Origin of the sequence: Paenalcaligenes suwonensis (genome assembly GCF_011290505.1) — a bacterium.
GTDB lineage: Bacteria > Pseudomonadota > Gammaproteobacteria > Burkholderiales > Burkholderiaceae_B > Paenalcaligenes > Paenalcaligenes suwonensis.
Genome location: NZ_JAANPV010000003.1, coordinates 1 through 21,486, shown reverse-complemented (window position 1 = coordinate 21,486; position 21,486 = coordinate 1). Strand labels below are relative to the sequence as shown.

Genomic DNA, 21,486 nt, shown 5'->3' with positions numbered 1-21,486 from the left:
GGAGTAAAAAGCATGCGTCTTATCAAACGAGCACTAACATTCGATGATGTATTGTTAGTGCCTGCATATTCAGAAATTCTTCCTCGCGATGCATCGTTGACAGCACGATTCAGCCGCGACATTTCCCTGAACATCCCACTGGTGTCCGCCGCAATGGACACCGTGACCGAATCCGGCTTGGCCATTGCCATGGCACAAGAGGGTGGTATGGGGATTATTCACAAAAACCTGACAGCCGATGTACAAGCACGTGAAGTATCCCGTGTGAAACGTCACGAGTTCGGTATCGTGATTGACCCCGTCACCGTAACACCAGAAATGACTGTGCGTGATGCAATCAATTTGCAGCGCCAGCATGGTGTATCCGGTTTGCCAGTGGTTAAAGAAGGCAAGTTGGTAGGTATCGTTACCAACCGTGACTTGCGCTTTGAAGACCGCTTCGAGCTGCCTATTCGTGAAATCATGACGCCTCAAGAGCGTCTGGTAACCATGAAAGAAGGCGCCACACTGGACGAAGCCCAAGCACTGATGCACAAACACCGCCTAGAGCGCGTGCTGATCGTGAACGATCAGTTCGAGTTGCGTGGTTTGGCGACGGTTAAAGACATCGTGAAAAACACCACTCACCCTCTAGCAGCTAAGGACCAACACGGTCAGTTGCGTGTAGGTGCTGCGGTAGGTGTGGGTGGCGATACTGACGAACGCGTAGAAAAACTGTCCCGCGCTGGCGTAGATGCCATCATCGTGGATACTGCACACGGTCACACCAAAGGTGTAATCGACCGCGTACGTTGGGTGAAAAAGAACTTCCCTCACATTCAGGTTATTGGTGGCAACATCGCTACAGCCGCTGCAGCTCGTGCGTTGGTAGAAGCTGGTGCTGACGGTGTGAAAGTGGGTATTGGCCCAGGTTCTATTTGCACCACACGTATTGTGGCGGGTGTAGGTGTACCGCAAATCAGCGCGATTGCTGATGTGGCTAAAGCATTGGAAGGTACAGGCGTACCTCTGATCGCTGACGGTGGTATCCGTTTCTCGGGTGACGTATCTAAAGCCTTGGCAGCAGGTGCTTCTACCTGCATGATGGGCGGTATGTTCGCCGGTACCGAAGAAGCACCTGGCGAAGTCGTATTGTTCCAAGGTCGTTCCTACAAGTCTTACCGCGGTATGGGTAGCTTGGGTGCGATGGTGGAAGGTTCGGCAGATCGTTACTTCCAAGATGCCTCCAGTAACTCCGATAAACTGGTACCTGAAGGTATTGAAGGTCGTGTGCCTTACAAAGGCAGCGTGATCGCCATTATTCACCAACTGGTGGGTGGTGTACGTGCCTCGTTGGGCTACTGCGGTTGTGCTTCCATTGACGAACTGCATGAAAAAGCTGAGTTCGTGGAAATCACAGCAGCAGGTGTACGCGAATCTCATGTACATGATGTGCAGATTACCAAAGAAGCACCGAATTACCGTGCAGACTAATTTACTATTCTGCTGCGGTTTATAATTCAGACGGCCGCGTTGCACAGTGCAACGTGGCCGTATTCGTTCTATCGCTAGCTGTAGAGTTACCCCTTTACAGTAAGCACCATTTATCTATCAGTCATCATGCATCAACGCATACTTATTCTTGATTACGGTTCACAAGTTACCCAATTGATCGCACGTCGTGTACGCGAAGTAGGTGCTTACTGCGAAATTCATCCTGGCGATGTGAGCGACGAATTCATCCGCTCGCAAGAAGGCCTGAAAGGGATCATTCTGTCTGGCAGCCACGCTTCCGTGTACGCAGACGACGCCTTGCAAGTGCCTGCCGCCGTATTCGAGATGAACATACCTGTACTGGGTATTTGCTACGGTATGCAAGCCATGGCGCGCCAACTGGGTGGTACTACCGAAGGCGCAGATAAACGTGAATTCGGTTACGCCGAAGTACGTGCGCACGGCCACACTAAATTGCTAGATGGCATCCAAGACTTCGCCACCCCAGAAGGGCACGGCATGCTGAAAGTATGGATGAGCCACGGCGACAAAGTGACTGCATTGCCTCCAGGCTTCAAATTGATGGCGTCCACACCTACCTGCGCAATCGCCGGTATGGCAGACGAAGAGCGTAACTTCTACGCGGTACAGTTCCACCCAGAAGTCACTCACACAGTACAAGGCGGTGCTTTGTTCCAACGCTTCGTGCGCGACATCTGCGGCTGCGTAGGCGACTGGAACATGCCCGACTACGTAGAAGAAGCCATTGCTAACATCCGTGAACAAGTAGGCGACGAAGAAGTGATCTTGGCCTTGTCCGGTGGTGTGGATTCTTCTGTAGCAGCAGCACTGATTCACCGCGCTATTGGTGAGAAGCTGACTTGCGTATTCGTAGACCACGGTCTGCTGCGCTTGAACGAAGCCACACAGGTCATGAGCACCTTCGCTGACAATATGGGTCTGAAAATCATCCATATTGATGCTTCTGACCGATTCTTGGGCAAACTGGCTGGCGTTACCGACCCAGAAGCGAAACGTAAAATCATTGGCCGTGAGTTCGTAGAAATCTTCCAAGAAGAAGCCGCGAAACTTAGCAACGCCCGTTGGTTAGCACAAGGCACCATCTACCCAGACGTGATCGAATCCGCTGCTGCCAAATCCGGCAAAGCAACCGGCATTAAGTCGCACCACAACGTAGGCGGCCTGCCAGAAACCCTGAACCTGAAACTGCTAGAGCCACTGCGCGAACTGTTCAAAGACGAAGTGCGCAAACTGGGCGTAGCATTGGGCTTGCCACCACAAATGGTGTACCGCCACCCATTCCCAGGCCCAGGCCTAGGCGTGCGTATCTTGGGCGAAATCAAACGTGAATACGCTGATTTGCTGCGCCAAGCGGATGCGATCTTCATCGAAGAACTGCGCAACACCGTAGACGAAGCCACCGGTAAAAACTGGTACGACCTGACTTCCCAAGCTTTCACGGTATTCTTGCCAGTGAAAAGCGTGGGCGTGATGGGTGATGCCCGTACCTACGAATACGTAGTTGCACTGCGTGCCGTAGAAACCACCGACTTCATGACTGCCGACTGGGCAGAACTGCCTTACTCGCTGTTGAAGCGCGTGTCTGGCCGCATCATCAATGAAGTACGCGGTATTAACCGTGTGACCTATGATGTAAGCAGCAAACCACCAGCAACGATTGAGTGGGAATGATTCCGCGTCTGGCACAGCCAGGCACCTGATGGCATGAAATGCCGCTAAGCCCGCGTAATTGCGGGCTTTTTTTTGTTTGTGTTTGGCACGATCTGGCAACGGGAGGAAGCGCCAAGCACCGTTTGAGCATGGCATTAAAGCTGGTATTATGGTTTGGCGATGCCATGATTGATGCCGATACCATGCTGCGTTCTTTTGTGTGTTCATGGTATTAATATTCTATAAGTTACTGTTTCGTAAGAAAAAATACGATAAATTCGAGATTTTTTCAGCATGGTATCGGAGACGAAGAAGGACAAGGTACATGCTGACCGATACCAAGCTGCGCAATCTCAAGCCCAGGGACAAACTCTACAAAGTGAATGACCGGGAAGGTCTCTATGTGGCAGTGACTCCAGCCGGCTCCATCTCGTTCCGTTACAACTACTCAATCAACGGTCGGCAGGAGACCATCACCTTTGGGCGTTATGGTGTCGGTGGCATCACCCTGGCCGAAGCCCGCGAGCTGTTGGGTGACGCCAAGAAGATGGTTGCGGCGGGCAAGTCGCCGGCCAAGGAGAAAGCCCGAGACAAGGCGCGGGTGAAAGATGCAGAGACGTTCGGTGCCTGGGCGGAGAAGTGGCTGCGTGGCTACCAGATGGCCGACTCCACCCGCGATATGCGCCGCTCGGTTTATGAGCGTGAGCTGAAGCCGAAATTCAGCAATCAGAAGCTGGTGGAGATCACCCACGAAGACTTGCGGGCGCTGGCTGATGCCATTGTTGAGCGAGGCGCACCGGCCACCGCCGTTCATGTGCGTGAAATCGTGTTGCAGGTATTTCGCTGGGCCATCGAGCGTGGGCAGAAGGTCGAAAACCCGGCAGAACTGGTGCGCCCAACAAGCATCGCTCGATTCGAGCCACGTGACCGAGCGTTGACGCCAGAAGAAATTGGGCTGATGTACCAGTACATGGAGCGAGTGGGCACAAGCCCAACAAACCGTGCGGCGGCCAAGCTGTTATTGCTGACGATGGTGCGCAAGAGCGAGCTGACCAATGCGACCTGGAGCGAGATCAATTTCAGCGAAGCGTTGTGGACGATTCCAAAGGAGCGGATGAAACGCCGTAACCCGCACCTGGTATTTCTGTCCCAGCAGGCTCTGGATATTTTCATTGCCATGAAAACCTTTGCCGGTGGTTCCGACTTCGTTTTGCCATCACGGTACGACTCGGATGCGCCGATGAGCGCTGCCACACTTAACCAGGTGCTGACGCTGACTTACAAGGCGGCGCAGAAAGATGGGAAGTCACTTACCAAGTTCGGACCGCATGATTTGCGGCGCACAGCCAGCACGCTGTTGCATGAGGCCGGCTACAACACCGACTGGATCGAGAAGTGCCTGGCGCACGAGCAGAAGGGCGTGAGGGCTGTCTACAACAAGGCTGAGTACCGCGAGCAGCGGGCGGCGATGTTGCAGGATTGGGCCGATATGATTGATGAGTGGACTTCGGGAGGCAGTAAGGGTTGATGTTTTTGCTATCTTTGATAGCATTGAAGTTGATGCCGTGAATTTATAAATAAGGCCGCCATTGGCATCGGGCAGGTCAATTACCGATTAGCTGCTTCGCGCAGCTACTCGATGAATAGCAACTATTCATTTGAGAGGTATTGACCCATGCAAAATATAAAGACCCTCATCAACAGGAAGAAGCTCCTGGAGATGATCCCGCTTTCGACACGAACAATTTATAACCTGGAGCAGCGAGGGGATTTTCCACGCCGTATCGCGTTAACCAGTAGAAATGTCGCCTGGGATTTGTCAGAGGTCGAAGAGTGGATTGAGGCACGTAAATCATCGGGTGATCAAGCTGCGCGACCTGGCCCTATAGAGGGCTAGTTATATGGCTCTTGATCTTATGGCGGCTTTCACGGAATTGCCGCCACCCATTGATTATGTTCTGCCTAATATGGTTGCTGGCACTGTTGGTGCTCTTGTGTCGCCTGGTGGGGCTGGTAAATCCATGTTGGCCCTTCAATTGGCTGCACAGATTGCAGGCGGGCCTGATTTACTTGAAATAGGCGAGTTTCCCACCGGGCAAGTGGTCTATCTGCCTGCTGAAGATCCACCGGCCGCTATTCACCATCGTCTGCACGCCCTTGGGGCACACCTCAGCGCAGCGGAACGGCAAGCCGTGGCTGATGGTTTGCTCATTGAACCCTTGATCGGTAAATGCCCAAACATCATGGCTGCTAGCTGGTTCGATGCTCTCAAACGAGCCGCTGAAGGTCGTCGCTTGATGATCTTGGACACTTTGCGGCGCTTCCACATTGAGGAGGAGAACGCTAGCGGGCCGATGGCGCAGGTTGTTGGGCACATGGAGGCCATAGCCGCTGATACAGGCTGCTCCATTGTGTTTCTGCACCACGCGAGTAAAAGCGCAGCCATGATGGGGTCGGGCGATCAACAGCAGGCCAGTCGTGGATCGTCCGTACTGGTTGATAACATCCGTTGGCAATCGTACCTATCCGGCATGACGCAAGGCGAGGCCGAGATACTGGGGGTCGATGATTGTCAGCGTGGGTATTTTGTCCGCTTTGGCGTCAGCAAGGCCAACTATGGCGCACCTTTTCAAGAACTCTGGTTTAGACGGCACGACGGCGGCGTGTTGAAGCCTGCTGTACTGGAGCGGCAGTGCAAGGTGAAAAGGAGACAGCGTGAAGAAGCCTAAGCATGACCTGACCCACGTCCGACATGATCCCGCGCACTGTTTGGCACCTGGCCTGTTCCGCAGCCTCAAGCGTGGCGATCGCAAACGCTGCAAGCTGGACGTGACCTACACCTTTGGCGAGGACGAATCCATGCGTTTCGTCGGATTCGAACCTCTCGGGGCCGATGATATGCGTCTTTTGCAAGGCATCGTGGCCCTTGGCGGCCCGAACGGCATCTTGCTAACCCCGGAACCGACCAGTGAGACGGGGCGACAGCTACGGCTATTCCTTGAACCCCGTTTCGAAGCCATTGAGCAAGACGGCTTGGTGGTTCGTGAGAGCCTGACCAAACTGCTCTCAGAAACGGGCATGACGGATAGCGGCGACAACATCAAGGCGCTCAAAGCCAGCCTGCTGCGCATGTCGAACGTCACCATCCTTGTGACGAAGGGACGGCGGCAAGCCGCGTTCCACCTGATGAGTCATGCTTTTGACGAGACGGACGGCAGGCTATGGGTTGCCCTGAATCCGCGTATTGCCGAAGCGATCCTGGGGCATCGTCCATATGCCCGTATCGACATGGCGGAAGTGCGGGTGCTACAGACTGATCCGGCACGGCTGATGCACCAACGGCTATGCGGCTGGATCGACCCCGGCAAATCCGGGCGCGTGGAACTGGACACGCTTTGCGGCTATGTCTGGCCAGATGAAGCCAATGCCGAAGCTATGAAAAAACGCCGTCAGACTGCCCGGAAGGCACTGGCCGAACTTGCCGCCGTGGGTTGGGTAGTGAACGAATACGCCAAGGGAAAATGGGAGATCAAGAGGCCTGGCCCCACGGCAACTGCACCCGTTTACCGTCGTAACGTTCCCTTGTTACCGTCGTAACGCTCCCCTTCTGCCGTCGTAACGTTCCCCGTCCCAATTTGGAAAACCCAGACGGTGCGCTGCTTTGCGGGCAGTTTGGGAAATCCATCCAAGATTATCTAAAGATAATCCATCATGCGCGGTGCAGCTCGCGCCTTGAGGGCGCGTTCTGACCTTGCCAATAAAGCCCTGGCGGGCTTTATCAATCGGCCATAGGCCGATGGTTTAACGCCAAGAAGAGAAGGCGGCTTCAGTGGCCGCTGAAACGCCTTGTGAGAGGGGAAAACAACCCGGAGTCCCTTATTCCATGAGCTGAAGCAGAATCTGCGTCTAACGGTGCTGGAGGGCCGCTGTGTGCACTTGTAGTTATCTGTACTGAAACCTTGGCTCGAAACGTGAAATGGCTAAGCAGTGCCCATTCGTTCGGTAAGAATAATAAGAAGATTATTATTCTTATTATTACCAAGCAGGAATGAGCCGTGTGTGTTGGACGCCCATAACCAGTAACCTGCGTGAAGGTGTCAACATCAGGAAAGGTTGCCCCTCAAGTATCAATACGTCGCCTTAGTGGTATGACGGGAGGGGAGGCAAATTTCTTGTGTTCATTGACACTTGAGGGGCGGGTTATGCCCTTCTTTTTTGGCGTCCAACTCGCCCCATCGGGGCGAATGGTTTGTGTCGATTGTTGGCATTTTAGGTTCCGATTTAAAGCCGATTGAGCAGCGATTTTGAAGCGACTATGTCGATTGCAGGCCGATTTGGTGACGATTACGGTTATGTTGCCAAGAATCGGTGTTTGTTTGACGATAAAACGCTTTACGTTCGATATGCGCTAGATTTTCAATAGTGGGTGAAATGCGGGCAGGATGGGTGAAGTTAGCTAACCGGCAAGCCGGTTATCTATCTTCACTGTCCCTTATTCGCGCCGGGGGCACTCAACGGGAATCCTGCCCTGCGGGGCTGATCGGCTACCGCCGGTTGCAAGAGTATAGGTCTTGCTATTTTTAATATCTTTGATAGCATGGTTGTCGGGTACACCAAAAGGGTATTGATATGGCAAATGTGCTTATCAGGAATTTACCCGCCGAGGTGCACCGTGCGTTGAAAGTTCGAGCAGCGCTCAACGATAGGAGCACCGACGCGGAAATACGCGAAATACTGACGGCGGCAGTACAGCCGCTAGAGCTTGAAGAGATTGGCCGGGAAGTTGGCTTGTCCGAAAGCGATAAAAAAACAGAGTAGTTTTACGTTTGTAAGTCCGGGCCTCAGCGCCAAGGGCAATACCGATCAGCTAGTGGCGTAGCTCTTCGATGAAACGTTGCCGAGAACAAGCACAACGCTTGGTCAAGGCAATGCCTTCTTTTCATCGACGGAGTACGACCATGAAGTCCAAAATTTTAGCGGCTAAAAAAACCGCTCTAGCCGTTGCACTCGCAACCGGCTTTATCACCACTACCACCGCCCCTGTGCAAGCTGGTATCCCCGTCATCGACGGCGGCAACCTGGCCCAGAACATCATGACGGCCATCGAGTCGGTGGCGCAGACGCTCAAGCAGATTGAGCAGTACCAGACCCAGTTGCAGCAGTACGAAAATCAGCTCCAGAACACGATGGCCCCAGCCGCGTATATCTGGGATCAGGCGCAGACTACGATCAACCGGCTGATTGCCGCGCAAAACACGCTGGCCTATTACGAGAACCAGCTAGGCAGCCTGGATCGTTACCTGGCCAAGTTTCAGGACGTGGCCTATTACCGCAGCTCGCCATGCTTCAACGGCAGCGGCGGATGCACGCCGGCCGAAAAGGCAGCGATGGAAGAGAACCGCCGCCTGGCGTCAGAGTCGCAAAAGAAGGCCAACGATGCCCTGTTCCAGACCGTTGCCGACCAGCAAAAGGCTTTGAAGGATGACGCCCGTACCCTGGAGCGGCTGCAAGGCGCGGCCCAGGGTGCAACTGGCCAGCTACAGGCCATCGGCTACGCCAACCAGCTCGCCAGCCAGCAGGCCAATCAGCTCTTGCAGATTCGCACCATGTTGACCGCCCAACACAACGCGGAGGCAGCCCGGATTGCAGCAGAACTCGATGCCGAGGCGCGAGGTGATGCCAGGGCCGAGCAAATGCGTACCTGGACGTTTCGCCCGAGTCCGGCAGACAACTACTAGGGAGGCGGTGAGATGAAAAAAATCTTTTTTACTACCGCGGCTACGTTGCTGTTGTTGGCTGGATGTGAACAGGAAAGGATGCCCGAACCAAATGCGGCGACGTGTGCCCCCGATGCGTTCCAGGCAGCACTGAATGAAATGCGCAGCGAAGCGAACCGAGAGGCCTTTACCGAGGAATGCAGAGCATTCCAGAAGGCCAAGCAGATGCGTCAGTGGGAGTTCAAGCCCAGCCCTAAAGATGATTATTGAGGTGGTCGCCATGAGAAAGAAAATTGCTCTAGGTGGCTTGATGATGGTCGCCACAATGGTGCTGGCTGAACCTGCAATGGCGCAGGAGCTAAGTAGCAGCGGTGTTATGAATGATGTGCTCAAGCGTTTTCATGATGCTGCCGCAACATGGGGGCCAGCTATTGAGTCCGCTGCATCGCGTTTGTTCTGGACGCTGGTTGTGATTTCGATGGTCTGGACATTCGGCATGATGGCTTTGCGCAAGGCCGACATTGGCGAGTTCTTCGCGGAGTTCGTTCGCTTCACGATCTTCACCGGCTTTTTCTGGTGGTTGCTGACGAATGCGAACCAGGGCATGAATATCGCCGGTACGATTGTTCAGTCATTGCAAACTCTGGGCGCGCAGGCGGGGGGACTTTCCAATAGCAATCTTGGGCCCTCCAGCATCCTTGATCTTGGTTTCGAGTTATACAACCGCACAGTACAGGCCACCTCGGAGCTGGGATGGCGGCAGATGGCAACTGCTCTGGTCATGGAGCTAATGGCCCTGGCTGTTTTGTTTGTCCTGGCGTTGATTGCGGTCAACCTGTTGCTGTTGCTCGCATCAGCCTGGATTCTGTTGTATGCCGGTGTGTTCTTCCTTGGCTTTGGTGGAAGTCGTTGGACTTCCGACATGGCGATCAATTACTACAAGACCGTGCTGGGCCTGGCCGCACAGCTTATGGCAATGGTGCTTCTGGTTGCGATTGGCAAAGAGTTCATCAATCACTACTACACGCAAATCAGCGAGAACATGGCATCCCAGGAACTGGCCGTGATGTTGGTTATATCGGTCATCTTGCTTTTCTTGGTCAACAAAGTTCCGCCGATGATTTCTGGTCTTGTGTCTGGTGGTGGTATTGGCGCAGCCGGTGGAATTGGAAACTTCGGTGCGGGTGCGGCAGTTGGGGCGGCGGTGACGGCGGCCAGTATGGCAACTGGCGGCGCTGCCCTGGCAGGTAAAGCGGTTATGGGTGCCGCAGCCGGTGCAGCCGGAGGTGCAAGTGCACTCCAAGCGGCTTTTCAGAAAGCATCAGCGAGTATGGAAACCGGCGGTGACATGTCCAGCATGGGGTCAGTTGTCAGCAGTGGCGGAAACGGTGGTGGTGAAGCGGGTACTGCTGGCAGTAGCCCATTCGCCCAAGCGGCTGGCTTTGGTGACAGCGGCAGTAGCTCAAGCGGTGGCGGCTTTGCCAAGGCCGCGAAGCTGGCCACAGGCACGGCCTCCGAGTTAGCCAAGGGTGTCGGCTCTCAAGTGAAGCAGGGATTCCAGGAGCGAGTGAGCGAAACCACAGGCGGAAAACTGGCTGCTTCGATACGCGAAAGCATGGAGCCGAAAGAAGCAAGCCAATCTGGCCAGTTCGAGGGCAATAGCTTGGGCGCCGATTCTGGCCCAGATAGTAACGAAGTCAGGAGTTAGCACGATGACGACATCAACATACATGGCCGCATTGGCGGCCCTGGATGAAGCGCCAAGGGAAGAAGTCAGCCAGGTATTTATTTCGCCGCTGGGTGATCAATCGACCGAGGTCGATGCAGAGACAGAAACAGCCGCTTTTGTATCACGGCCAGACCCTATGAGAGAGAGCGAAACTAAGCCGATAAGTATTGAGGTTAATGGCGGCAGGAATGAGCGGTCAGCATTCGCGGAGGCGGCGGGGCTGTACCTGTAGGCGCACCGGGCTGGCCACAACCAGCCCGGCACTTTCAATCAACACCTACTGGAGAGGTGAATTATGACAACACAACATATTATCGAACCAGGGCAAGCAGTGCATCAAGCAGCGGCTATTCTTTCTTCTTTGGAGTACATCAACCAAGCGGAAGCGCGGAGCCTTGGGCCATTGGCCGAAGCCGTCGCTAATGCTTTTATGGTGGTGTACTACCAAGCTGAAACGGGCCGGGCGACACAGGCTGATTTTCAAGAAGCAATGAACGCCTTGCGCCAAGCGTGCAGCTAATGACGAAAGGGCGGCCACTCGAACTGGCCGCCTTTTTCAATCTTCACTGTTTGGCCATTCCCGACCCACAGACGGCGCATCCATCCATTCGCGTTCCTCCGGCGGCAGCGGGTAAGCCCCGGATGCTTCCGCGTCGGCCAGTAGTTCGGCCAGTGTGTAGCGCACCCGACCAGTGGAAACGGCGCGGGCCGGGTCGGCCTTCTCATGCAGCCTGTTCTCTAGGTTCTTTGGGTCTGTCATCGGGCGACCTCAGCAAGCATGGATACTAGGTGTTCCAGGTCAGTGATCGAATGCGCCAGGAAGCGGCCGGCGCGGCAATCTGCAATCATTTCCTCAGTTTTTTCCTACTCATGTTCAACCTCGTTCGTACCAGCTCTTCGAGCGATTCACCACGCGCACGACCAGCAGCATCACCGGCACTTCGACCAGGACGCCGACCACGGTTGCCAATGCAGCGCCGGAGTGCAGACCGAACAAGCTGATGGCGGCCGCCACGGCCAGCTCGAAGAAGTTGCTGGCACCGATCAGGGCCGAAGGACAGGCGACAGAGTGCTTTTCCCCCGCCCGCTTGTTCAGCCAGTAGGCTAACCCGGAATTGAAGAACACTTGAATCAAGATCGGCACGGCTAGCATGGCGATCACTAACGGCTGCCGGATGATGGCCTCGCCCTGGAAGGCGAACAGTAGAACCAACGTCAGCAGCAGCGCGGCCATCGACCACGGCCCGATCTTCTGCATGGCCCGTTCAAAGGCGGCCTGTCCTTGCTTGAGCAGATGCCGCCGCAAGAGCTGCGCCAGGATCACCGGCACGATGATGTAGAGCACGACCGAAATCAGCAGCGTGTCCCAAGGCACCGAGATCGAGGACATGCCCAGCAGCAGGCCGACGATGGGCGCGAAGGCCACGATCATGATGGCGTCGTTCAGAGCCACTTGCGAGAGCGTGAAAAGCGGGTCGCCGTTGGTAAGGCGGCTCCACACGAACACCATTGCCGTGCAGGGCGCGGCGGCCAGCAAGATCAAGCCCGCGATGTAGCTGTCCAGTTGATCGGCCGGCAGGAACGGAGCGAACACTTGTCGGATGAACAGCCACCCCAGCAGGGCCATCGAGAATGGCTTGACGGCCCAATTCACGAACAGCGTGACGCCGATGCCGCGCCAATGCTCTTTGACCTGGTGCAGCGCCCCGAAGTCGATCTTGACCAGCATCGGGACGATCATTACCCAAATCAGCAGGCCCACCGGCAAATTGACCTGGGCCACTTCCATGCGGCCTATGGCCTGGAACACGTCAGGAAGGCCCTGGCCGAGCGCAACACCGGCGACGATGCACAGGGCCACCCACAGCGTCAGGTAACGCTCGAAGCCGCTCATCGGGGCCTGGCGCGGCTTCGCGGCGATGGCCTGTGCGCCGGCGCTCATGCTTCCTGCTCGGTCTTGCCGATGTTCGCCAGCTCGCGCTTGATGGCCGTCTGGTCAAGCATTTTGAGAGGCAGATTCACGAACAGGCGGACGCGGTTCATCATGTGCCGGAAGGTTTGTTCGAAGGCCCGGCGCTTCTCGGCGTCAGTGCCTTCGACGGCGGCCGGGTCTTCAAATCCCCAATGCGCCGAGATCGGCTGACCAGGCCACACCGGACACATTTCGCCGGCGGCGTTGTCGCAGACGGTGATGATGAAGTCCATCTTCGGTGCGTCGGGCGTGGCGTACTCGTCCCAGCTCTTGCTGCGCAGATTCTCGGTCGGGTAATTCACCGACTCCACCTTTTCGACGGCGAAGGGATTGACCTTGCCGGTTGGGTGACTGCCGGCGCTGTAGGCGCGGAAGCGCCCTTGCCCCATCGTGTTGATGAGAGCTTCGGCCATGATGCTGCGCGCCGAATTGCCGGTGCAGAGGATGAGGACGTTATAGATTCTTTCGGTCATGATGTTTCGCTTTCTGGTAGTGGCTGGGGAGCAATGGCGATGGATGAAAGATCGGTGGCCTCGTCGATGACGTGGCCGGCCGCTTTCCGTTCGGAATAGCGGTCTGTCAGTGCTTCACGGTGCGGCCGTACCAGCGCCGTGAAGCGCACCAGTTCTTCCATCACATCGGCTATTCGGTCGTAGTACGGCGAGGGCTTCATGCGGCCCGCCGCGTCGAACTCTTGGAACGCTTTGGCGATACTCGACTGGTTCGGAATGGTGAACATTCGCATCCAGCGGCCGAGCAGACGCAAGGTGTTCACGGCGTTGAAGCTCTGCGAGCCGCCGGATACCTGCATCACGGCCAGGGTGCGGCCTTGGGTCGGCCGGATGCCGGCCATTTCAAGCGGCAGATGGTCAATCTGCGCCTTCATGACACTGGTAATCTGACCGTGGCGTTCCGGGCTGCACCAGACTTGTCCCTCTGACCACTCGGACAGGGCGCGCAGCTCCTTGACGGCCGGGTGATCGTCGCTTTGCACTTGATCGGGCAACGGCAAATCGGACGGGTCGAAGATGCGTGTTTCTGCGCCAAAGAATTGCAGCAGCCGGGCCGCTTCCTCGACGGCCAGCCGTGAGAACGAGCGGGCGCGCAGCGAGCCATACAGCAGCAGGATACGCACCGGCGGGGCGTCGGGTGCCAGCCCGAGCGCCGGGCGCTCGATGGCAAAGGATTTGTCCAAAGCGGGCAAAGAATCGGGGTCGGAAAGATGGCGAAGTCTCATGCCAACACCTTCCCGGCTTCCGTGGTGCAAGACAGGTTGCACACCTGGCCGCCGCAGCAGTTTTCCGTGAGAAAGGCCACCAGGTTAGTGGCCGTCGAAAAGTTCGCCTCGTAGATCACAAATCGGCCTTCTTGCCGCGACGTGACCATGCCGGCGTGTGCCAGCTCTTTCAGGTGGAAGGATAGCGAAGACGGCGGGATGCCGGCCGCTTCGCTGATTTTTCCGGCGGCCATGCCGGCGGGGCCGGCCTGGACGAGAAGCCGGAACACCGCGAGGCGCGATTCTTGAGCGATGGCCGCCAGGGCGGCTACAGCATTTATCGTTTCCATGTTTCAATAATAGTCGAAATATGGAGTGTGCTCAATAGCTCATTTAAGCTGTAAAAATGAGCTAGGCGCATTTGTCATTTTCAGAAGACGACTGCACCAGTTGATTGGGCGTAATGGCTGTTGTGCAGCCAGCTCCTGACAGTTCAATATCAGAAGTGATCTGCACCAATCTCGACTATGCTCAATACTCGTGTGCACCAAAGCGAGGTGAGCATGGCGACGGACACCCCACGGATTCCAGAACAAGGCGTGGCCACTCTGCCTGATGAGGCTTGGGAGCGTGCGCGCCGTCGTGCGGAGATCATCAGTCCGTTGGCGCAGTCGGAGACGGTCGGGCACGAAGCGGCCGATATGGCGGCTCAGGCGCTGGGCTTGTCTCGGCGCCAGGTATACGTTCTGATCCGGCGTGCCCGGCAAGGCAGCGGCCTCGTGACGGATCTGGTGCCCGGCCAGTCCGGTGGAGGTAAAGGTAAGGGGCGCTTGCCGGAACCGGTCGAGCGCGTCATCCACGAGCTACTGCAAAAGCGGTTCCTGACCAAGCAGAAGCGCAGCCTAGCGGCCTTTCACCGCGAAGTCACTCAGGTGTGCAAGGCTCAAAAACTGCGAGTGCCGGCGCGCAATACCGTGGCCTTACGGATCGCTAGCCTTGACCCGCGCAAGGTCATCCGCCGGCGGGAAGGCCAGGATGCCGCTCGTGACCTACAAGGTGTGGGCGGCGAGCCTCCTGCCGTGACCGCGCCGCTGGAGCAGGTGCAGATAGACCATACGGTCATCGACCTGATCGTGGTCGATGACCGCGACCGGCAACCTATTGGCCGCCCGTACCTGACCCTCGCCATCGACGTGTTCACCCGCTGCGTGCTCGGCATGGTCGTCACGCTGGAAGCGCCGTCTGCCCCGATTTATTGTTCACAGCGATAGCACCTGCCATTTGGGGCAGCACCTACATTGTCACCACCCAATACCTGCCGAACTTCTCACCGATGACGGTCGCGATGCTGCGGGCGTTGCCGGCGGGTTTATTGCTCGTGATGATCGTCCGACAGATTCCAACGGGAATCTGGTGGATGCGCATCTTCATCCTCGGCGCACTTAATATTTCGCTATTCTGGAGCTTGTTGTTTATTTCGGTCTACCGCCTGCCGGGCGGGGTCGCGGCGACGGTAGGCGCTGTGCAGCCGCTGATGGTCGTGTTCATCTCTGCCGCTCTGCTAGGTAGCCCGATACGATTGATGGCGGTCCTGGGGGCTATTTGCGGAACTGCGGGCGTGGCGCTGTTGGTGTTGACACCAAACGCAGCGCTAGATCCTGTCGGCGTCGCAGCGGGCCTGGCGGGGGCGGTTTCCATGGCGTTCGGAACCGTGCTGACCCGCAAGTGGCAACCTCCCGTGCCTCTGCTCACCTTTACCGCCTGGCAACTGGCGGCCGGAGGACTTCTGCTCGTTCCAGTAGCTTTAGTGTTTGATCCGCCAATCCCGATGCCTACAGGAACCAATGTTCTCGGCCTGGCGTGGCTCGGCCTGATCGGAGCGGGTTTAACCTACTTCCTTTGGTTCCGGGGGATCTCGCGACTCGAACCTACAGTTGTTTCCTTACTGGGCTTTCTCAGCCCGGGGACCGCCGTGTTGCTAGGATGGTTGTTCTTGGATCAGACGCTGAGTGCGCTTCAAATCATCGGCGTCCTGCTCGTGATCGGGAGTATCTGGCTGGGCCAACGTTCCAACCGCACTCCTAGGGCGCGTATAGCTTGCCGGAAGTCGCCTTGACCCGCATGGCATAGGCCTATCGTTTCCACGATCAGCGATCGGCTCGTTGCCCTGCGCCGCTCCAAAGCCCGCGACGCAGCGCCGGCAGGCAGAGCAAGTAGAGGGCAGCGCCTGCAATCCATGCCCACCCGTTCCACGTTGTTATAGAAGCCGCATAGATCGCCGTGAAGAGGAGGGGTCCGACGATCGAGGTCAGGCTGGTGAGCGCCGCCAGTGAGCCTTGCAGCTGCCCCTGACGTTCCTCATCCACCTGCCTGGACAACATTGCTTGCAGCGCCGGCATTCCGATGCCACCCGAAGCAAGCAGGACCATGATCGGGAACGCCATCCATCCCCGTGTCGCGAAGGCAAGCAGGATGTAGCCTGTGCCGTCGGCAATCATTCCGAGCATGAGTGCCCGCCTTTCGCCGAGCCGGGCGGCTACAGGGCCGGTGATCATTGCCTGGGCGAGTGAATGCAGAATGCCAAATGCGGCAAGCGAAATGCCGATCGTGGTCGCGTCCCAGTGAAAGCGATCCTCGCCGAAAATGACCCAAAGCGCGGCCGGCACCTGTCCGACAAGTTGCATGATGAAGAAGACCGCCATCAGGGCGGCGACGACGGTCATGCCCCGGGCCCACCGGAACGAAGCGAGCGGGTTGAGAGCCTCCCGGCGTAACGGCCGGCGTTCGCCTTTGTGCGACTCCGGCAAAAGGAAACAGCCCGTCAGGAAATTGAGGCCGTTCAAGGCTGCCGCGGCGAAGAACGGAGCGTGGGGGGAGAAACCGCCCATCAGCCCACCGAGCACAGGTCCCGCGACCATCCCGAACCCGAAACAGGCGCTCATGAAGCCGAAGTGCCGCGCGCGCTCATCGCCATCAGTGATATCGGCAATATAAGCGCCGGCTACCGCCCCAGTCGCCCCGGTGATGCCGGCCACGATCCGCCCGATATAGAGAACCCAAAGGAAAGGCGCCGTCGCCATGATGGCGTAGTCGACAGCAGCGCCGGCCAGCGAGACGAGCAAGACCGGCCGCCGCCCGAAACGATCCGACAGCGCGCCCAGCACAGGTGCGCAGGCAAATTGCATCAACGCATACAGCGCCAGCAGAATGCCATAGTGGGCGGTGACGTCGTTCGAGTGAACCAGATCGCGCAGGAGGCCCGGCAGCACCGGCATAATCAGGCCGATGCCGACAGCGTCGAGCGCGACAGTGCTCAGAATTACGATCAGGGGTCTGTTGGGTTTCACGTCTGGCCTCCGGACCAGCCTCCGCTGGTCCGATTGAACGCGCGGATTCTTTATCACTGATAAGTTGGTGGACATATTATGTTTATCAGTGATAAAGTGTCAAGCATGACAAAGTTGCAGCCGAATACAGTGATCCGTGCCGCCCTGGACCTGTTGAACGAGGTCGGCGTAGACGGTCTGACGACACGCAAACTGGCGGAACGGTTGGGGGTTCAGCAGCCGGCGCTTTACTGGCACTTCAGGAACAAGCGGGCGCTGCTCGACGCACTGGCCGAAGCCATGCTGGCGGAGAATCATACGCATTCGGTGCCGAGAGCCGACGACGACTGGCGCTCATTTCTGATCGGGAATGCCCGCAGCTTCAGGCAGGCGCTGCTCGCCTACCGCGATGGCGCGCGCATCCATGCCGGCACGCGACCGGGCGCACCGCAGATGGAAACGGCCGACGCGCAGCTTCGCTTCCTCTGCGAGGCGGGTTTTTCGGCCGGGGACGCCGTCAATGCGCTGATGACAATCAGCTACTTCACTGTTGGGGCCGTGCTTGAGGAGCAGGCCGGCGACAGCGATGCCGGCGAGCGCGGCGGCACCGTTGAACAGGCTCCGCTCTCGCCGCTGTTGCGGGCCGCGATAGACGCCTTCGACGAAGCCGGTCCGGACGCAGCGTTCGAGCAGGGACTCGCGGTGATTGTCGATGGATTGGCGAAAAGGAGGCTCGTTGTCAGGAACGTTGAAGGACCGAGAAAGGGTGACGATTGATCAGGACCGCTGCCGGAGCGCAACCCACTCACTACAGCAGAGCCATGTAGACAACATCCCCTCCCCCTTTCCACCGCGTCAGACGCCCGTAGCAGCCCGCTACGGGCTTTTTCATGCCCTGCCCTAGCGTCCAAGCCTCACGGCCGCGCTCGGCCTCTCTGGCGGCCTTCTGGCGCTCCTGCTGCGGCGTCCGCTCGTGGGCCGTGGCGCGGGTCCGCGCGCCGGCCTCGTGCGCCTGGCGCTCGCGGGCGAGGTCCAGATATCGACAACCTCTCGCGCAACCAAGACATCGCGGTCGGACTGCAAGTGATCTTGAAGCCACGGGCCCGTCCCACCCCGACATGGACCTCGATGCCCGAACGGACGTTAGATTTCGAGTTCTAGGCGTTCTGCGATGAAGGTTGGATCCCAGCCGGGATTGAAAGTGTCGACGTGGGTGAATCCGAGCCGCTCGTATAGGCCACGCAGGTTCGGGTGGCAGTCGAGCCGCAGCTTGGCGCACCCCTGCGTTCGCGCGGCATGGCGGCAAGCCTCGATCAGCGCGGAGCTGACACCCCGGCCCGCATGTGTCCGTCGCACCGCGAGCTTGTGCAGATATGCGGCCTCCCCCTTGAGGGCGTCGGGCCAGAACTCGGGATCCTCGGCCGACAAGGTGCAACAGCCGACGATGCCGTCGCTGCAACTCGCGACTAGGAGCTCGGATCTCAGGACGAAGGTCTCCGCGAATGTCCGGTCGATCCGCGCGACGTCCCAGGCGGGCGTTCCCTTGGCGGACATCCACGCCGCAGCGTCGTGCATCAGCCGCACAACCTCGTCGATATCACCCGAGCAGGCGACCCGAACGTTCGGAGGCTCCTCGCTGTCCATTCGCTCCCCTGGCGCGGTATGAACCGCCGCCTCATAGTGCAGTTTGATCCTGACGAGCCCAGCATGTCTGCGCCCACCTTCGCGGAACCTGACCAGGGTCCGCTAGCGGGCGGCCGGAAGGTGAATGCTAGGCATGATCTAACCCTCGGTCTCTGGCGTCGCGACTGCGAAATTTCGCGAGGGTTTCCGAGAAGGTGATTGCGCTTCGCAGATCTCCAGGCGCGTGGGTGCGGACGTAGTCAGCGCCATTGCCGATCGCGTGAAGTTCCGCCGCAAGGCTCGCTGGACCCAGATCCTTTACAGGAAGGCCAACGGTGGCGCCCAAGAAGGATTTCCGCGACACCGAGACCAATAGCGGAAGCCCCAACGCCGACTTCAGCTTTTGAAGGTTCGACAGCACGTGCAGCGATGTTTCCGGTGCGGGGCTCAAGAAAAATCCCATCCCCGGATCGAGGATGAGCCGGTCGGCAGCGACCCCGCTCCGTCGCAAGGCGGAAACCCGCGCCTCGAAGAACCGCACAATCTCGTCGAGCGCGTCTTCGGGTCGAAGGTGACCGGTGCGGGTGGCGATGCCATCCCGCTGCGCTGAGTGCATAACCACCAGCCTGCAGTCCGCCTCAGCAATATCGGGATAGAGCGCAGGGTCAGGAAATCCTTGGATATCGTTCAGGTAGCCCACGCCGCGCTTGAGCGCATAGCGCTGGGTTTCCGGTTGGAAGCTGTCGATTGAAACACGGTGCATCTGATCGGACAGGGCGTCTAAGAGCGGCGCAATACGTCTGATCTCATCGGCCGGCGATACAGGCCTCGCGTCCGGATGGCTGGCGGCCGGTCCGACATCCACGACGTCTGATCCGACTCGCAGCATTTCGATCGCCGCGGTGACAGCGCCGGCGGGGTCTAGCCGCCGGCTCTCATCGAAGAAGGAGTCCTCGGTGAGATTCAGAATGCCGAACACCGTCACCATGGCGTCGGCCTCCGCAGCGACTTCCACGATGGGGATCGGGCGAGCAAAAAGGCAGCAATTATGAGCCCCATACCTACAAAGCCCCACGCATCAAGCTTTTGCCCATGAAGCAACCAGGCAATGGCTGTAATTATGACGACGCCGAGTCCCGACCAGACTGCATAAGCAACACCGACAGGGATGGATTTCAGAACCAGAGAAAGAAAATAAAATGCGATGCCATAACCGATTATGACAACGGCGGAAGGGGCAAGCTTAGTAAAGCCCTCGCTAGATTTTAATGCGGATGTTGCGATTACTTCGCCAACTATTGCGATAACAAGAAAAAGCCAGCCTTTCATGATATATCTCCCAATTTGTGTAGGGCTTATTATGCACGCTTAAAAATAATAAAAGCAGACTTGACCTGATAGTTTGGCTGTGAGCAATTATGTGCTTAGTGCATCTAACGCCGCATTAAGGGGCAGCCAACGCTACTACCAACTTACCGCATAACACCGTAACCACAAAAACCAACGCATAATAAAAGTGCCACGCGTTGGCTGTCCCTCTTAAATGCTTTGTTAGCCTTATCAACGCGATTGTGATGAATAAACTTCAAAAATTGAACGACCAATTTTAACAATTGCATCATTTCGATCTGCTATTGAAGCCTCTGTTTGCGCTAGATAGATACTAACTATGATTGGGGATTGAGCTTCACTCCAAACAACGGCTGTAATACTCCGAGCACCAAATCCGCCAGCACCTGAACGATCCGCAATATTCCATCCCTCTGGCAATACTGACCGCAATAAATTACCAGTGACTTGATTATTCACCATCCAATACTCTAATTTTTTCTGGCCATCTTGAGACAATGTGGAACCAAATAATAATTCATTTAAAGTATTCACTATTGCATTAGGAGTTGTCGTATCCCTCAAATCACCAAGCTTGCCTTCATTTAATTCAGGTTCAATACGGTCTAGACGGGTTTCTTTATCTCCGATTTGTCTTAGAAAATCCGTCACGCTTTCAGGACCTCCTAGGGCATTTAGGATGATATTTGCTGCTGCATTATCACTTGTCGTCATAGTTGCAAAACACGCATCATCGAGCGTTATTGCTTGTCCTACTTGCTTTTCTATTACGGGAGAATAGGTCACAAGATCTGCTTTTTTGATCTCAATTGTACTCTTAGGGTTTATTTCCCCTTGCTCAGCATCATATAATAATTTAGCACAAGCTATTGTTTTAAAAGTACTTGTCAAAGGAAAACGCTGATTGCCATTGTAATCCCAATACTCTCCAGTTTGAGTATCAAGAACAGAAATCCCTATATGCGCAGAAAGAGATGCTTCAATTACCTTAGCATCTTGTTCAACCTGTTGAAACTTTGAACTATTTGCAAACACCATAGACGGTATTAAAAGCGAAAATACCAGTAAAAGCTTCATGTAATAACCTCATCATTTTGATTGGCTTACATCTTATATCAGAGTGTGAAGTATTCAAATAAGGCTAACACCTGAGTTAAGCCGCGCCGCGAAGCGGCGTCGGCTTGGACGAATTGTTAGGCCGCATATCGCGACCTGAAAGCGGCACGCAAGACCTCAACCTTTTCCGCCCCGAGTGAGGTGCATGCGAGCCTGTAGGACTCTATGTGCTTTGTAGGCCAGTCCATTGGTGGTACTTCATCGGCATAGTAAAAGTAATCCCAGATGATCGCCTCCCAGCTGTTACAACGGACTGGCCGCCCGGCGATGAC

24 protein-coding genes and 1 pseudogene are annotated in these 21,486 nt (G+C 56.6%); 15 read left to right on the top strand and 10 right to left on the bottom strand.

Annotation, left to right across the window (positions count from 1 at the left end):
* Window positions 1–12: 12 nt before the first annotated feature.
* From guaB to GY634_RS05225, 12 genes are all read left to right on the top strand, one after another.
* Window positions 13–1,473 carry an IMP dehydrogenase gene (gene guaB, locus GY634_RS05280; RefSeq protein ID WP_166407519.1) on the top strand — a complete coding sequence of 487 codons (1,461 nt, stop codon included), beginning with the start codon at window positions 13–15 and terminating at the stop codon, window positions 1,471–1,473.
* 126 nt (window positions 1,474–1,599) lie between these two features.
* The gene (gene guaA, locus GY634_RS05275) at window positions 1,600–3,186 is read left to right on the top strand and encodes a glutamine-hydrolyzing GMP synthase (RefSeq protein WP_166407518.1); all 1,587 of its coding nucleotides are present in this window, start codon (window positions 1,600–1,602) and stop codon (window positions 3,184–3,186) included.
* Between the two features lie 304 nt (window positions 3,187–3,490).
* A complete protein-coding gene (locus GY634_RS05270) occupies window positions 3,491–4,693 on the top strand; it encodes a tyrosine-type recombinase/integrase (RefSeq protein WP_000954590.1) in 1,203 nt (400 codons plus the stop codon).
* 147 nt (window positions 4,694–4,840) lie between these two features.
* Entirely contained in the window at window positions 4,841–5,062 is a 222-nt protein-coding gene (locus tag GY634_RS05265; RefSeq protein ID WP_001179606.1) for a helix-turn-helix transcriptional regulator, read from the top strand.
* A gap of 4 nt (window positions 5,063–5,066) precedes the next feature.
* Window positions 5,067–5,894, top strand: a complete 828-nt coding sequence (locus GY634_RS05260; protein ID WP_001162384.1) for a helicase RepA family protein — start codon at window positions 5,067–5,069, stop codon at window positions 5,892–5,894.
* The gene (gene repC / locus GY634_RS05255; RefSeq protein WP_000743064.1) at window positions 5,881–6,762 is read left to right on the top strand and encodes a replication protein C, IncQ-type; all 882 of its coding nucleotides are present in this window, start codon (window positions 5,881–5,883) and stop codon (window positions 6,760–6,762) included. The genes GY634_RS05260 and repC overlap by 14 nt, the downstream gene beginning before the upstream one ends.
* Window positions 6,763–7,794: 1,032 nt before the next feature.
* Window positions 7,795–7,983, top strand: a complete 189-nt coding sequence (locus GY634_RS05250) for a FitA-like ribbon-helix-helix domain-containing protein (RefSeq protein WP_000024442.1) — start codon at window positions 7,795–7,797, stop codon at window positions 7,981–7,983.
* 140 nt (window positions 7,984–8,123) lie between these two features.
* Entirely contained in the window at window positions 8,124–8,903 is a 780-nt protein-coding gene (trbJ, locus tag GY634_RS05245; protein WP_000836966.1) for a P-type conjugative transfer protein TrbJ, read from the top strand.
* Window positions 8,904–8,915: 12 nt separating this feature from the next.
* On the top strand, window positions 8,916–9,152 hold the full coding sequence (trbK, locus tag GY634_RS05240; protein ID WP_000718002.1) for an entry exclusion lipoprotein TrbK: 237 nt from the start codon (window positions 8,916–8,918) through the stop codon (window positions 9,150–9,152).
* A gap of 10 nt (window positions 9,153–9,162) precedes the next feature.
* Window positions 9,163–10,590, top strand: a complete 1,428-nt coding sequence (gene trbL, locus GY634_RS05235; protein ID WP_001405816.1) for a P-type conjugative transfer protein TrbL — start codon at window positions 9,163–9,165, stop codon at window positions 10,588–10,590.
* A 4-nt stretch (window positions 10,591–10,594) separates the two neighbouring features.
* On the top strand, window positions 10,595–10,843 hold the full coding sequence (locus GY634_RS05230; RefSeq protein WP_000213809.1) for a hypothetical protein: 249 nt from the start codon (window positions 10,595–10,597) through the stop codon (window positions 10,841–10,843).
* Between the two features lie 63 nt (window positions 10,844–10,906).
* Complete coding sequence (locus GY634_RS05225; RefSeq protein WP_000211355.1) at window positions 10,907–11,131, top strand: type I toxin-antitoxin system ptaRNA1 family toxin; 225 nt, start codon at window positions 10,907–10,909, stop codon at window positions 11,129–11,131.
* Between the two features lie 354 nt (window positions 11,132–11,485).
* On the opposite strand, the gene arsB is transcribed toward GY634_RS05225, so the two are convergent.
* From arsB to GY634_RS05200, 4 genes are read right to left on the bottom strand one after another with little or no spacing between them, the layout of a single operon-like run.
* A complete protein-coding gene (arsB, locus tag GY634_RS05215) occupies window positions 11,486–12,553 on the bottom strand; it encodes an ACR3 family arsenite efflux transporter (protein ID WP_001272375.1) in 1,068 nt (355 codons plus the stop codon).
* Window positions 12,550–13,056, bottom strand: coding sequence for an arsenate reductase ArsC (locus tag GY634_RS05210; protein ID WP_000140066.1), 507 nt, complete (start codon window positions 13,054–13,056; stop codon window positions 12,550–12,552). Before GY634_RS05210 ends, arsB begins: the two co-directional genes overlap by 4 nt.
* Window positions 13,053–13,820, bottom strand: a complete 768-nt coding sequence (gene arsH / locus GY634_RS05205; protein WP_001239389.1) for an arsenical resistance protein ArsH — start codon at window positions 13,818–13,820, stop codon at window positions 13,053–13,055. Before arsH ends, GY634_RS05210 begins: the two co-directional genes overlap by 4 nt.
* Window positions 13,817–14,149: an ArsR/SmtB family transcription factor gene (locus GY634_RS05200; RefSeq protein WP_000447876.1), complete on the bottom strand. Its 333-nt coding sequence runs from the start codon at window positions 14,147–14,149 to the stop codon at window positions 13,817–13,819. Before GY634_RS05200 ends, arsH begins: the two co-directional genes overlap by 4 nt.
* 177 nt (window positions 14,150–14,326) lie before the next feature.
* On the opposite strand from GY634_RS05200, the pseudogene GY634_RS05190 reads away from it, so the two are divergent.
* Window positions 14,327–15,046 (top strand): annotated as a pseudogene (locus tag GY634_RS05190) (DNA-binding domain-containing protein); the annotation flags it as partial.
* An 8-nt stretch (window positions 15,047–15,054) separates the two neighbouring features.
* On the top strand, window positions 15,055–15,915 hold the full coding sequence (locus GY634_RS05185; RefSeq protein WP_000493383.1) for an EamA family transporter: 861 nt from the start codon (window positions 15,055–15,057) through the stop codon (window positions 15,913–15,915).
* A gap of 31 nt (window positions 15,916–15,946) precedes the next feature.
* On the opposite strand, the gene tet(A) is transcribed toward GY634_RS05185, so the two are convergent.
* A complete protein-coding gene (tet(A), locus tag GY634_RS05180) occupies window positions 15,947–17,146 on the bottom strand; it encodes a tetracycline efflux MFS transporter Tet(A) (RefSeq protein WP_000804064.1) in 1,200 nt (399 codons plus the stop codon).
* Window positions 17,147–17,251: 105 nt separating this feature from the next.
* Between tet(A) and tetR(A) the strand changes: the two genes are divergently transcribed.
* The gene (gene tetR(A) / locus GY634_RS05175) at window positions 17,252–17,902 is read left to right on the top strand and encodes a tetracycline resistance transcriptional repressor TetR(A) (protein WP_000164043.1); all 651 of its coding nucleotides are present in this window, start codon (window positions 17,252–17,254) and stop codon (window positions 17,900–17,902) included.
* Window positions 17,903–18,268: 366 nt separating this feature from the next.
* On the opposite strand, the gene GY634_RS05165 is transcribed toward tetR(A), so the two are convergent.
* The 5 genes from GY634_RS05165 to GY634_RS05140 all read right to left on the bottom strand — a co-directional run.
* Window positions 18,269–18,769: a GNAT family N-acetyltransferase gene (locus GY634_RS05165; protein ID WP_000376623.1), complete on the bottom strand. Its 501-nt coding sequence runs from the start codon at window positions 18,767–18,769 to the stop codon at window positions 18,269–18,271.
* A gap of 127 nt (window positions 18,770–18,896) precedes the next feature.
* Entirely contained in the window at window positions 18,897–19,736 is an 840-nt protein-coding gene (sul1, locus tag GY634_RS05160) for a sulfonamide-resistant dihydropteroate synthase Sul1 (RefSeq protein WP_000259031.1), read from the bottom strand.
* The gene (locus GY634_RS05155) at window positions 19,730–20,077 is read right to left on the bottom strand and encodes a quaternary ammonium compound efflux SMR transporter QacE delta 1 (protein ID WP_000679427.1); all 348 of its coding nucleotides are present in this window, start codon (window positions 20,075–20,077) and stop codon (window positions 19,730–19,732) included. Before GY634_RS05155 ends, sul1 begins: the two co-directional genes overlap by 7 nt.
* A 231-nt stretch (window positions 20,078–20,308) precedes the next feature.
* Window positions 20,309–21,175 carry a PSE family carbenicillin-hydrolyzing class A beta-lactamase CARB-4 gene (locus tag GY634_RS05145; RefSeq protein ID WP_032489168.1) on the bottom strand — a complete coding sequence of 289 codons (867 nt, stop codon included), beginning with the start codon at window positions 21,173–21,175 and terminating at the stop codon, window positions 20,309–20,311.
* Window positions 21,176–21,291: 116 nt separating this feature from the next.
* The coding region (locus GY634_RS05140) for a hypothetical protein (RefSeq protein ID WP_479724667.1) at window positions 21,292–21,486 on the bottom strand (195 nt) is incomplete at its 5' end.

What these genes read in the sequence shown, in the direction of transcription:
- trbK (WP_000718002.1), top strand. Translation starts at nt 8,916, where the DNA reads ATGAAAAAAATCTTTTTTACTACCGCGGCTACGTTGCTGTTGTTGGCT.
- GY634_RS05165 (WP_000376623.1), bottom strand. Translation starts at nt 18,769, where the DNA reads ATGGACAGCGAGGAGCCTCCGAACGTTCGGGTCGCCTGCTCGGGTGAT.
- sul1 (WP_000259031.1), bottom strand. Translation starts at nt 19,736, where the DNA reads ATGGTGACGGTGTTCGGCATTCTGAATCTCACCGAGGACTCCTTCTTC.
- guaB (WP_166407519.1), top strand. Translation starts at nt 13, where the DNA reads ATGCGTCTTATCAAACGAGCACTAACATTCGATGATGTATTGTTAGTG.
- GY634_RS05260 (WP_001162384.1), top strand. Translation starts at nt 5,067, where the DNA reads ATGGCTCTTGATCTTATGGCGGCTTTCACGGAATTGCCGCCACCCATT.
- trbJ (WP_000836966.1), top strand. Translation starts at nt 8,124, where the DNA reads ATGAAGTCCAAAATTTTAGCGGCTAAAAAAACCGCTCTAGCCGTTGCA.
- GY634_RS05265 (WP_001179606.1), top strand. Translation starts at nt 4,841, where the DNA reads ATGCAAAATATAAAGACCCTCATCAACAGGAAGAAGCTCCTGGAGATG.
- trbL (WP_001405816.1), top strand. Translation starts at nt 9,163, where the DNA reads ATGAGAAAGAAAATTGCTCTAGGTGGCTTGATGATGGTCGCCACAATG.
- arsB (WP_001272375.1), bottom strand. Translation starts at nt 12,553, where the DNA reads ATGAGCGCCGGCGCACAGGCCATCGCCGCGAAGCCGCGCCAGGCCCCG.
- guaA (WP_166407518.1), top strand. Translation starts at nt 1,600, where the DNA reads ATGCATCAACGCATACTTATTCTTGATTACGGTTCACAAGTTACCCAA.
- GY634_RS05210 (WP_000140066.1), bottom strand. Translation starts at nt 13,056, where the DNA reads ATGACCGAAAGAATCTATAACGTCCTCATCCTCTGCACCGGCAATTCG.
- GY634_RS05155 (WP_000679427.1), bottom strand. Translation starts at nt 20,077, where the DNA reads ATGAAAGGCTGGCTTTTTCTTGTTATCGCAATAGTTGGCGAAGTAATC.
- arsH (WP_001239389.1), bottom strand. Translation starts at nt 13,820, where the DNA reads ATGAGACTTCGCCATCTTTCCGACCCCGATTCTTTGCCCGCTTTGGAC.
- GY634_RS05200 (WP_000447876.1), bottom strand. Translation starts at nt 14,149, where the DNA reads ATGGAAACGATAAATGCTGTAGCCGCCCTGGCGGCCATCGCTCAAGAA.
- GY634_RS05270 (WP_000954590.1), top strand. Translation starts at nt 3,491, where the DNA reads ATGCTGACCGATACCAAGCTGCGCAATCTCAAGCCCAGGGACAAACTC.
- GY634_RS05145 (WP_032489168.1), bottom strand. Translation starts at nt 21,175, where the DNA reads ATGAAGCTTTTACTGGTATTTTCGCTTTTAATACCGTCTATGGTGTTT.
- GY634_RS05230 (WP_000213809.1), top strand. Translation starts at nt 10,595, where the DNA reads ATGACGACATCAACATACATGGCCGCATTGGCGGCCCTGGATGAAGCG.
- GY634_RS05225 (WP_000211355.1), top strand. Translation starts at nt 10,907, where the DNA reads ATGACAACACAACATATTATCGAACCAGGGCAAGCAGTGCATCAAGCA.
- GY634_RS05250 (WP_000024442.1), top strand. Translation starts at nt 7,795, where the DNA reads ATGGCAAATGTGCTTATCAGGAATTTACCCGCCGAGGTGCACCGTGCG.